General features: G+C 70.2%; 2 protein-coding genes. Both read right to left on the bottom strand.

Going from position 1 to position 12,387, the window contains the following annotated elements; genetic code table 11:
- Positions 1-78 precede the first annotated feature (78 nt).
- Complete coding sequence (locus tag WMF39_RS29910) at positions 79-6,120, bottom strand: AAA family ATPase (RefSeq protein ID WP_437739899.1); 6,042 nt, start codon at positions 6,118-6,120, stop codon at positions 79-81.
- Positions 6,121-6,334: 214 nt separating this feature from the next.
- Complete coding sequence (locus tag WMF39_RS29905; protein ID WP_437739898.1) at positions 6,335-12,361, bottom strand: AAA family ATPase; 6,027 nt, start codon at positions 12,359-12,361, stop codon at positions 6,335-6,337.
- Positions 12,362-12,387: the final 26 nt, after the last annotated feature.

Below are 12,387 nucleotides of genomic sequence, written 5' to 3'. Positions count from 1 at the left end.
GGTACACTGCCAAAAGCGCCGCGCCTCGTCACGAGCAAACGGCGCGGAGCAGCGCCGGCTTCGGCTCCCGGTGAACGCTCACGCAGGCGGGAGAAAGGTGCCCTGGCCTTCCGTCTCCGCCTCCGCCGCATGCAAAGGCAGCTCGATGATGAAGGCAGCGCCCGCGCCTGGCGCGCTCTCGACGCGGATGGTGCCGCCGTGGGAGGCGACGATCCATCGAACGATGTAGAGGCCGAGGCCGAGGCCGCCGAAGTTGCGGACGGAGACGGCGCGCTCGAAGCGCTCGAAGATCCTGGCCTGGTCTGTCTCCGCGATGCCGATGCCGTGATCGCGGACGACCAGCCGCGCGCGGTCTTCCAGGCCGCGCACGACGACGTGAATGGGGGCCCCCGCGCCGTACTTCATCGCGTTGGACAGGAGGTTGATGACGACTTGCTCCACGCGAGAAGCATCCCAGTGCCCGACCACGGGCTCTTCCAGATCGAGCTGGATGCGGCAGCGGGCGTCCGCGAACTGCTGCCTCATTCGCTCGACAGCCTCACGCGTCAGGGCCGCCAGATCGACGGGCGCGCGCGCGAGGGTGAGCCGGCCGGCGTTGAGGCGGGTGACGTCGAGCAGCTCGTTGACCAGGTGGGCGAGGCGCGCGATCTGGCGGTTGAGGAGCTGGATCGCGGCGTCGATGCGCTCCTGAGCGACCTCGGCGCGCTGGAAGCGGGGCAGGAGCCGGGCGAGCAGGTGCGCCTGCATCTTGAGCGAGGTGAGCGGTGTCTTGAGCTCGTGCGATGCGACGAGGAGGAACTCGTTGCGCCGCTCGATCGCCTCCTGGGCCTCGGCGAACAGGCGGCTGTTGTCGAGGGCGAGCGCCGCCCGGAGCCCGAGCTCCTCGGCGATCCACAGGTCGGTGGGGCCGAACCGGCGCCGTGGCGCGGCCGCCAGCAGGGTCATGACGCCGAAGCGCCGGTCTCGCGCGAGGAGCGGGACGCGGAGAAAGGAGTGAACGCCGAGCGGCTCGAGGAGGGGCGCGGCGCGGACGTCGCCCACCTCGGGGCGGCGCGGCGGGGTCGCTGTCAGGGCCCGCAGCGCGTCCACCACGGCGCCCGCGAGCTCGGCCGGCATGCCCGCGGTGACCGTTCGCCCCGGGGCGTCCTGGGTGAGGTCCACGTCGATGACGCACCGGTCGGCGAGCTCGGGCACGGCGAGCTGCGCGACGCTCTCGAGGGTGGCGCCGTAGCCGAGGGCCATGAGCTTGCGGCTCGCGTCGGCGAGGAAGCGCTCGGCGAGCTCGGCGCGCTTGCGCTCGGTGATGTCGGTGGAGATGCCGCAGAGCACGCCGGGCATGACCTCCTCGCCGAGAGGGAACTTGAGCGAGAGGAAGGTGTGCAGCCCGTCCTCCATCGCCACCTCTTCCTCGAACTCGAGCGGCTCGCCTGCCTCGAGCACTCGCCGATCGTGATCGTCGATGATCTCGGCGAGCGCAGCAGGCAAGAGCTCGGCGTCGGTCTTTCCGAGGAGCCGATGGCTCGGCAGGCCGGCGATGCTGCTCGCCTGGCGGTTGACGAGCAGATACCGACCCTCGCGATCCTTCAGGAAGATGGCCGCGGCGGAGTTGTCGACGATGGCCTGCAGCGTGGCCTGGCTCTCGCGGAGCTCGCGCTCCGCCCGGCGTCGCTCGGCGTTCTCCTGCTCGATATCGGTATAGAGCATGGCGTTCTCGAGCGAGATGGCCGATTGCGACGCAAGCAGCTCGAGCACGGTGAGCCGCCCGGGGGTGAACGCGCCGGTGACGAGGTTGTTCTCCAGGTAGAGCAGGCCGAGCAGCCGCGTTTGGCGCACGATCGGGAGGCACAGCACCGATCTCGGCCGCTTCCGCGTGAAATACTCGTCCTCCGAGAACGGGTGTCTGGCGGCGGCGTCGTCGAGCAGCACGCGCTCGTGGCTCCGGCGGACGTAGTTGAGGATGGATTGCGGCAGGGCGGCCGAAGGCGCCTCGCCCGCGTCGCGCATCCGCACCGCACCCCTCGGCGCTTCGATCGCCGCGCTCCAGAGGCGTTCATCCCGGATCAGGAGGACGCACCCCTGCTCGGCGCCCGCGTGCTCGACCATGGTACGCAGGAGCATATCGAGCAGGCGCGGGAGCTTGAGCTCACCGGAGATGCTCTGAGAGGCCTTGACGACGGACAGGACGTCGAACTGCTCGGCGCGTACGGCGAAGGTGACGGTGGGGGCGATCGGCTTTCGCGGGGCGAGGAAGGGATAACGCTGGTCGAGCTGATCGACCTTGGCGTGGGCGCCCCAGCGGAAATAGGCGGCGCGGGCCCTCTGGAGGTAAGCGTCTGCGGGCGTGGACAGGCCGCGGTCGCGGTAGAGCCGGGCGGCGAGCTCGCAGGCGATGGCCTCGTGCTGGACGAAGCCCCCCTCGTGCGCCGAGGAGATGGCCTGCTCGTAGAGCCCGATGGCCTCCAGATCCTGCCCGCGGAGCCGGGCGATCTCGGCGCGGACCAAAGCGTGTTTGTGGAGGAAATTGTCGGGGCCGCTCCTGGCCCACGCGTCGAGCTGCCGCTCGCACTCGAGCAGCTGCTCGGGGAGCTCCCGCGCCGGGGAATCCCGCTCCGCGTGCGGCGCGTGCGGCGCGTGCGGTGCGTCGACGAGGGCCGCGAGCGAGAGCGCGAGAACATAGAAGCTCTCGGCCATGAGCGCGTGCGGCTGGTTCCAGAAGGGTTGCTCGGTGACGACGCGGGTCGCCGCCTCGAGCGCCTCCCTGGGCGCGCCGAGCACGAAGAGCGCTTGCGCCTTCAAGCTGTAGTAGAATTCGCGCGTGGTCTCCAGCGCTCCCTCCTGCAGCCGCGCCTCGAAGGCCGGAGGATCCAGCTCGGAGCCGTCGAGCATGGCGAAGCGGACCGGCCTCCCGCGCAGCGCCTGGATCATGGCGTGGGCGCTGAGGAGGGCGCCGTGCGCGAACGCGAAACCCGCGCTGCGCACGAAGCCGATCCGCTCGTCGATCTCGCGGAGCACGTCCTCGAGCGCCTCGCCAGAGAGCAGGTGGAACAGCGCGTCCCATACGCAGTTGAAGCACGCCATGCTCAGCGCGCCGGACTCGACCGCGGCGCTGAAGCCGGCGCGCCCGTAGGGATACGTCTCTCGGTAGTGGCGTGTCCAGAAGACGACATGGTGTCCGAAGGTGGCGAACACCATCGATTTCGTGGTGAGGAGGCCGCTCCTCTGCGCCAGGTCGTGGCCGAGCTTGCCAAACCGATAGGCCTCCTTGTATCGCCCGAACCTCGGGCCGAACATCCTCGCGAACGACGTGTACGCGACAGCGGAGCTCTCGGCGTTGCCGTGGCGCAGGCTGAGCTGGACCATGCGCAGGAAGATGAGAAAGTACAGGTTCGGGGTCATGAAGGACGCCGCGATGCCCGCGCCCTCCAGCACACCCATCGTCAGCTTGACCTCCCGGTCGGTCATGGGGGGCAGATGGATCAGGTCCTCGATCGCCCGGTCGCCCAGGGCCTGCCAGACGCTCTTCGTCTCCTCTTCGAGCTGTGCGTCGGTGGGGAGGCGCGGAAGATCGATGTCGCAGGCGCGGAGCCACGAGAGGCCGATCTCCACCGCGCGGGCGGATTGCCCGCGGGTCACACGGAGCGTGACGATGAGCTCGACGGCGGCGGCCGTCTCGGTCCTGGTCCTCGCGCGCTCCATGAGCTCTTGCAGGAGCCGCTCGGCCTCGTTGAAGCCGCCGGTGATGTACGCGGCGTGCGCGCGCTCGAGCGTCAGGTCGTAGGTCAGCTCGTGCTGCGCGTCCCAAGGAGCCTGCGCGAGCAGGGAGAGGCCCGCGGCGAAGAGCGCGGCGGCGGACTCGTAGGCCGCGGCGGCCTTGGCCTTCCTTCCGGCGCGGAGGTTCAGCGCGGCGAGCTCGTCGCGCTCGGCCTGAGAACGGAGGAGCGCGGCGCCGCGGTTGAGGTGGCTCACGATATCGAAGAGCGCATCCTCGCGCTCTTCGGCGCGCTGCTCCTTCAAGAGCAGCTGGCCGATCCGGAGGTGCACCTCGGCGAGCTGCTCGGCCGGGATGAGCGAATACGCGGCTTGCTGCACGCGGTCATGGAGGAAGCGATAACCAGAGCCCCGGCGGAGCAGCAGCCCCTCCCGCACGGCCTCCTCGAGCGCGTCGCGGAGCTCCTCCGCCGGACGGCCCGCGACCACCGCGAGGGGTTCGAGGTCGAGGCTGCTGCCGAGGCACGCGGCGAGCTTGAGCGCGTCGTGCGCAGGGGCCGAGAGCCGCTTGAGCTTGCCGGCCATCAGCTCGACGACGTTGTCGGTGAAGCCCTTGTCGCGGATCGCGGCGATGTCCCAGCGCCATACGCGCTGCGCGGCGTCGAAGGTGATGAGCCGCTCTTCGTGGAGGGCGATGAGGAACTGGAGCACGAAGAACGGGTTGCCGCCGGTCTTCTCGTAGACGAGCCGCGAGAGCGGCTCGACCTCGTCGGTTCGGGCGTGGACCGCCTCGGCGACGAGCGCCCCGACGTGGGCGGCGGAGAGCGGCGCGAGGACGAGCTCGGAGACGGCGGCGCCGCGCTGCTGCACCTCGGCCAGGGTGAGCCGGAGCGGGTGCGCGGGGCCGACCTCGTTGTCGCGGTAGGCGCCGATCAGCAGGAGGTGCTCGGAGCCGGAATAGGTGGCGAGCTGCTCGAGCAAGAGGAGGCTGCCGGCGTCGGCCCATTGCAGGTCGTCGAGGAAGAGGGCGACGGGGTGCTCCTTCCGGGCGCACGCGGCGACGAAGCGCTGGAGCGCGGCGAGCAGCCGGCTCTGGGCCTCCGCGGGCGGGAGCTCTGGCACGGGCGGCTGCGGGCCGAGGAGCAGGGCGAGCTCGGGGAGCACGTCGGCGAGCAGACCGCCGTCCTGGCCGAGAGCCTCACGGAGGCGCTGCCTCCAGCGCTCGACCTGCTCCTCGCTCGCGCACAGGAGCTCCCGCAACAGCGCCCGGAACGCCTGGAGAAAGGCGTGGTAAGGGACGTCGCGCTTCAGCTGCTCGAACTTGCCGGAGAGGAAGAAGCCGCGCTCGCGCACGACGGGCCCGTGCAGCTCGGCGACGAGCGAGGACTTGCCGATGCCCGAATAGCCCGAGACGAGCACCAGCTCTGGCCGGCCGTTCGCGACCACGCGCTCGAACGCGGCGAGAAGCGCCTCCACCTCGCGCTCGCGGCCGTAGAGCCGCTGCGGGACCTGGAACCGGTCGGAGAGATCGCGCTGTCCGAGCGGGAATGGCTCGATGGCGCCGGTCGCCCGCAGCTGGGAAAAGCATCGGTCGAGGTCGTGGCGCAGGCCGTGTGCGCTCTGGTAACGCTCCTCGGCGGCCTTGGAGAGCAGCTTGAGGACGACGGCGGAGAGCTGGGGTGGAATCGAGGGGACGAGCGTGTGCGGCGGCTGCGGCGCCTGGGCGATGTGGCAATAGACCCACTCGACGGGATCGCTGGCCTGGAAGGGAAGGGTGCCAGTCAGAAGCTCGTAGAAGGTGACGCCGAGGGAGTACAGGTCGGTCCGCTCGTCGACCCAGCGGTTCATGCGGCCGGTCTGCTCCGGCGCCATGTAGGCGAGCGTGCCCTCGATGAGCCCGTCGTGCGCGAGCTCCTGGGCCTCGCGCGCTGAGAGGGAGGCGATGCCGAGATCGGTGATCTTCACCTCGCCGGTGTCGGGGTTGTAGAGCAGGTTCTGGGGCTTGATGTCCTTGTGGATGACGTGGTGTCGGTGGAGCTCTGCGAGCGCGCCGGCGAGGCGGAGGGCGAGGGGGAAGAAGCGCTTGATCGACATCGGGCGCATCGGGCGCATGGGCCCGTCGCCATCGAGCAGCTGGTCGAGCGAGCGGCCGCCGAAGTCCTCGAGGACCAGGGTCATCTGGTCGCGGAACGGCTCGATGCCGTGGGCCTTGATGACGACGGGTGAATCGAGCGTTCTGGCGACCTCGAGCTCGTGCTGGAGCCTGCCGAGGGCGCGGGGGCTGGCGTGATCGCGCCGCAGGACCTTGAGCACCACCGGCCGGCCGTCCTCCTCGCGCCGCGCGCGGTAGAGGATCGTGTCCGCACCTTGGTGCAGCACCTCCAGCACGCGGTAGCGTGGACTATCGGGCATAGGAAGAGCTTTGAAAACCGAGGCGCCAGCGGCGCGTTGCGGCTCAACTCGCTACACTGCCAAAAGCGGTGCGCCTCGTCACGAGCAAACGGCGCCGCGTTCTCGCGCCGGGTCGCCTGCAGCGATGCCGTCGTCCGTGCACGGCGATAGCGGGGACGGAAAGGGAGCTTCCGAGGCGCAGTCGGGTAGCGAGCACGCAGCGCGGAGCGCGCGCCTACGCCTGCGGGAGCAGGGCATCCTGGCCGTCCGTCTCTGCCTCCGCCGCATGCAAAGGCAGCTCGACGACGAACGTGGCGCCCGCGCCCGGCTTGCTCTCGACGCGGATGGTGCCGCCATGGGAGGTGACGATCCACCGAACGATGTAGAGGCCGAGTCCGAGACCGCCGAAGTTGCGGACGGAGACGGCGCGCTCGAAGCGCTCGAAGATCCTGGCCTGATCGGCCTCCGCGATGCCCATGCCGTGATCGCGGACGACGAGCCGCGCGCGATCGCCCTCGCCGCGCACGACGACGTGAATGGGGCCTCCTGCGCCGTACTTGATCGCGTTCGAGAGGAGGTTGATGAGGACCTGCTCCATGCGAGAAGCATCCCAGTCCCCGACCACGGGCCCTTCCATGTCGAGCTTGGTGGGGCAGCGGGCGTCGACGACCTGCTGCCTCATCCGCTCGACGACCTCGCGCGTCAGGGCCGCCAGATCGAGGGGGGCGCGCGCGAGGGTCAGCTGGCCGGCGTTGAGGCGGGTGACGTCGAGCAGCTCGTTGACCAGGTGGGCGAGGCGCGCGATCTGGCGGTTGAGGAGCTGGATCGCGGCGTCGATGCGCTCCGGAGAGATCTCCGCGCGCTGGAAGCGGGGCAGGAGCCGAGCGAGGAGGTGGGCCTGCATCTTCAGCGAGGTGAGCGGTGTCTTGAGCTCGTGCGAGGCGACGAGGAGGAACTCGTCGCGGCGCTCGATCGCCACCTGAGCGTCGGCGAACAGGCGGGTGTTGTCGAGCGCGAGCGCCGCGCGCAACCCGAGCTCCTCGGCGAGCCACAGGTCGGCGGGGCCGTAGCGGCGCCGTGGCGCGGTCGCCAGCAGGGTCATGACCCCGAAGCGCCGGTCGCGCGCGAGGAGCGGGACCCGGAGGAAGGAGTGAATGCCGAGCTGCTCGAGCAGAGGCGCGGCGCGGAGCTCCCCCACCTCGGGGCGGTCCGGCGAGCTCGCTGCCAGGGGCCGCAGCGCGTCCAGCACCGCGCCTGCGAGGTCGTCCGGCACGCCCGCGGTGACCGCGTGTCCCGGGTCGCCGTCAGCGGCGCCCACGTCGATGACGCACTGATCGGCCAGCTCGGGCACGGCGAGCTGCGCGACGCTGTCGAGGGTGGCGCCGTAGCCGAGGGCCATGAGCTTGCGGCTCGCGTCGGCGAGGAAGCGCTCGGCGAGCTCGGCGCGCTTGCGCTCGGTGATGTCGGTGGAGATGCCGCAGAGCACGCCGGGCATGACGTCCTCGCCGAGCGGGAACTTGATCGACAGGTGGGTGCGCAGCTCGCCGTCTATCAGCATCTCTTCCTCGAACTCCATCGGCACGCCCGCCTCGAGCACCTTGCGGTCGTGGTCGCTGGTGCACTCGACGAACGCAGCAGGCAAGAGCTCGGCGCCCGTCTTGCCGATGAGCTGCTCGGCCTTCATGCCGAGGTTGCGGCCCGCCTGCCGGTTGACGAGCAGGTGGCGGCCGTCGCGATCCTTGAGGTAGATGGCAGCGGCGGAGTTGTCGACGATGGCCTGCAGCGTGGCCTGGCTCTCGCGGAGCTCGCGCTCCGCCCGGCGCCGCTCGGCGTTCTCCTGCTCGATGTCGGTATAGAGCATGGCGTTCTCGAGCGAGATGGCCGACTGCGAGGCGAGCAGCTCGAGCACGGTGAGCCGCCCTGGGGTGAACGCGCCGGTGACGAGCCTGTTCTCCAGGTAGAGCAGGCCGAGCAGCCGGGCCCTGTGCACGATCGGGAGGCAAAGCACCGAGCGCGGCCTCTTGCGCGCGAAATACGTGTCCTCCGAGAACGGGTGTCTGCCCGAGGCGTCGGCGAGCAGCACGCGCTCGTGGCTGCGGCGAACGTAATTGAGGATGGACTGCGGCAGCGCGGCGGTCGCCGCCTCGCCCGCCTCGAGCCGCCGAGCCGCGCCGCCGGACGCGGCGATCGCCGCCGCGGTCGACACGCGATCCTGCCGGACCAGGAGTACATAGCCCTCCTCGGCGCCGGCGTGTTCGATCACGATGCGCAAGAGCGTCTCGAGGAGGCGCGGGAGCTGGAGCTCTCCGGAGATGCTCTGAGAGGCCTTGACGACGGAGAGGACGTCGAACTGCTCGGCCCGGACGGCGAAGGTGACGGTGGGCGCGATCGGCTTGCGCGGGGCGAGGTGGGGATAGCGCTGGTCGAGCTGATCCACCTTGGCGTGGGCCCCCCAGCGGAAATAGGCGGCGCGGGCCTTCTCCAGGTAAGCGTCGGCGGGCGTGGCGAGGCCACGCGCGTGGTAGAACTGGGCTGCGAGCTCGCAGGCGATGGCCTCGTGCTGGACGAAGCCGCCCTCTTGCGCCGACGAGATGGCCTGCTCGTACAGCCGGATGGCCTCCGGCTCGCGCCCCCGGAGCCGGGCGATCTCGGCGCGGACCAGCGTGTGTTTGTGGAGGAAGTTGTCGGGGCCGTTCCTGGCCCACTCGCCGAGCCGCCGCTCGCAGTCGAGCAGCTGCTCGGGGAGCTCCTCCTGCGGGGAATCCCGCTCCGCGTGCTGTGCGTGCGGTGCGTTGACGCGCGCCGCGATCGCGAGCCCGGAATAATAGAAGTTCTCGACGATGAGGGCGGTCGGCACGACCCCGTATCCATGCTCGATCATCGCGCGGGCCGCCGTCTCGATCGCCTCTCCGGGAGAGCCAAGCACGAAGAGCACCTGGGCCTTCATTTCGTGATAGAAGCTTTGAACGTTTTGCAGGTCCCCCTCGCCGAGCTGCGCCTCGAAGGCCGGCGGATCCAGCTCGGATCCATCGAGCATCGCGTAGCGGACCGGCCTCCCTCGCAGCGTCTGGACCATGCCGTGCGCGCCGAGGAGGACGCCATGGGCGAACGGGTGACCGGCGCTGCGCACGAAGCCGAGGCGCTCCTCGACCTCGTGAAGCACGTCCTCCAGCGGCTCGCCGGAGAGCAGCCGGAACAGCGCGTCCCACATGCAGTTGAAGCACGCGTGGTTCAGATCGCCCGACTCGACCGCGGCGCTGAAGCCGGCGCGCGAGTACGGATATGTCTCTCGGTAGTGGCGTGTCCAGAAGACGACATGCTGTCCGAAGATCGTGAACGCCATCGATTTCGTCGTGAGGAGGCCGCTCCTCTCCGCGACGTCGCAGCCGAGCTTGCCGAAGCGATAGGCCTCCTGGTATCGCCCGAACTTCGGGCCGAGCACCCTCGCGAAGGAAGCGTACGCGTGAGAGGAGCTCTCGGCGTTGCCGTGGCGCAGGCTGAGCTGGACCATGCGCAGGACGATGAGAAAGGGAAGGCTCGGATTCACGAAGGCCGCGGGGATGCCGGCGCCCAGCAGCACGCGCATCGTGGCCTTGATCTCCGGGTGCGTCATGGGGGGCAGGTGGATGAGGCCCTCGATCGCCCGGTCGCCCAGGGCCTGCCAGACGCTCTTCGTCTCCTCTTCGAGCTGTGCGTCGGTGGGGAGGAAGGGAATATCGATGTCGTAGGTGCGGAGCCACGCGAGCCCGATCTCCGCCGCGCGCGCGTATTGCCCGCGGGTGACCTTCAGCGTGATGACGAGCTCGACGACGGCGGCCGTCTCGCCCCTGGTCCTCGCGCGATCCTCGAGCTCTTCGAGGAGCCGCTCGGCGTCGTCGATGGCGCCGGTGATGTAGGCGACGTGCGCGCGCTCGAAGGTGAGGCCGTAGGTCAGCTCGTGCTGCGTCTCCCAGGAGTCCGGCGAGAGCAAGGAGAGGCCCGCGACGAAGAGCGCGGCGGCGGCCTCGTAGGCCGCTGCGGCCTTGGCCTTCCTGCCGGCGCGGAGGTTCAGCGCGGCAACCTCGTCGCGCTCGGCCCGGGAACGGAGGAGCGCGGCGCCGCGGTTGAGGTGGCCGACGACCTCGAAGAGCGCCTCGTCACCCTCCTCTGGGCGCCCCCCGCTCCTGAGGAGCTGGCCAATCCGGAGATGCACCTCGGCCAGCTGCTCTGCCGGGATGAGCGAATACGCGGCTTGCTGCACCCGGTCATGGAGGAAGTGATAGGCGCTGTCCCGGCGGAGCAGCAGCCCCTCCCGCACGGCCTCCTCGAGCGCGTCGCGGAGCTCCGCCGGGCCACGGTGCGCGAGCAGCGCGAGGGTGTCGAGGTCCACGCTGCCGCCGAGGCACGCGGCGAGCTTGAGCGCGTCGCGCGCAGGGGCCGAGAGCCGCTTGAGCTTGCCGGCCATCAGCTCGACGACGTTGTCGGTGAAGCCCTTGTCGCGGATGGCGGCGATGTCCCACCGCCACATGCGCTGCTCTGCGTCGACGGCGATGAGCCGCTCTTCGTGCAGGGCGATGAGGAACTGGAGCACGAAGAACGGGTTGCCGCCGGTCTTCTCGTAGACGAGCTGCGAGAGCGGCTCGACCTCTGCTTCGGGCGCGTGGACCGCCTCGGCGACGAGCGCGCCGACGTGGGCGGCGGAGAGCGGCTCGAGGACGAGCTCGGAGACGGCGGCGCCGCGCTTCCGCGCCTCGGCCAGCGTGAGCCGCAGCGGGTGCGCTGGGCCTACTTCATTGTCCCGGTAGGCGCCGATCAGCAGGAGGTGCGCGCCGCCGGCATGGGTGGCGAGGTGATCGAGCAAGAGGAGGCTGGCCGCGTCCGCCCACTGGAGATCATCGAGGAAGAGCGCCATGGGGTGCTCCTTCCGGGCGCACGCGGCGACGAAGCGCTGGAGCGCCGCGTGCAGCCGAGCCTGGGCCTCGGCGGGCGGGAGCTCGGGCACGGGCGGCTGCGGGCCGAGGAGCCGCTCGATCTCGGGGAGCACGTCGGCGAGCAGCCTGCCGTCCTGGTCGAGGGCCTCCCGGAGGCGCTCTCTCCAGCGCTCGACCTGCTCCTCGCTCGCGCTGAGGATCTCCTGGAACAGCGCCCGGAACGCCTGAAGGAAAGCACGGTAGGGGACATCCCTCGCGGTCTGATCGAACTTGCCGGAGAGGAAGAAGCCGCGCTCGCGAACGACGGGCCTGTGCAGCTCGGCGACGAGCGACGACTTGCCGATACCCGAGTACCCGCACACGAGCACGAGCTCAGGCCGACCCTGCGCCACCACCCGCTCGAACGCGGCGAGCAGCGCCTCGATCTCGCGCTCGCGGCCGTAGAGCCGCTGCGGGACGCGGAACCGGTCGGAGAGATCGCGCTCACCGAGCGCGAAGGGCTGAATGTCGCCGCTCGCCCGCCACCTCGCGAGGCACGCGTCGAGGTCGTGGCGCAGGCCGAGCGCGCTCTGGTAGCGCTCCTCGGCGGCCTTGGAGAGCAGCTTGAGCACGACGTCGGACAGGACCGGCGGAATCGAGGGGACGAGCGCGTGGGGCGGGACCGGGCTCTGTGCGATATGGCAATAGACCCACGCGACGGGATCGCTGGCCTGGAAGGGCAGGGTGCCAGTCAGCATCTCGTAGAAGGTGACGCCGAGGGAGTACAGGTCGGTCCGCTCGTCGATCCGGCGGTTCATCCGGCCCGTTTGCTCCGGCGCCATGTAGGCCAGCGTCCCCTCGATGAGGCTGTTGTGGACGAGATGCTGGGATTCGCGGGGGGAGAGGGAGGCGATGCCGAGATCGGTGATCTTCACCTCGCCGGTGTCGGGGTTGTAGAGGAGGTTCTGTGGCTTGATGTCCTTGTGGATGACGTGCCGCCGGTGCAGCTCGGTCAGCGCGGCTGTCAGGCGGACGGCGAGGGGCAGGAAGCGCTCGATCGACATCGGGCGCATCGGCCCGTCGCCATCGAGCAGCCGGTCGAGCGAGCGGCCGCCGAAATCCTCCAGGACCAGCGCGGCCTGGTCGCCGAGCGATTCGATCGCATAGGGCCTGACGATGACCGCCGTATCGAGCGCTCTGGCGACCTCGTGCTCGTGCTGGAGCCTGCCGAGGGCGTGAGGGCTCGCGTGGTCGCGCCGCAGGACCTTGAGCACCACCGGTCGGCCGTCCTCCTCGCGCCGCGCGCGGTAGAGGATGGTATCCGCACCCTGGTGCAGCACCTCCAGCACGCGGTAACGTGGACTATGGGGCATAGGAGGATCTTTGAACCCGGGGCGTC

Source organism: Sorangium sp. So ce1504 (genome assembly GCF_051521635.1).
Taxonomy (GTDB): domain Bacteria; phylum Myxococcota_A; class Polyangia; order Polyangiales; family Polyangiaceae; genus Sorangium; species Sorangium cellulosum_B.
This window is presented reverse-complemented; position numbering and strand designations above follow the sequence as displayed.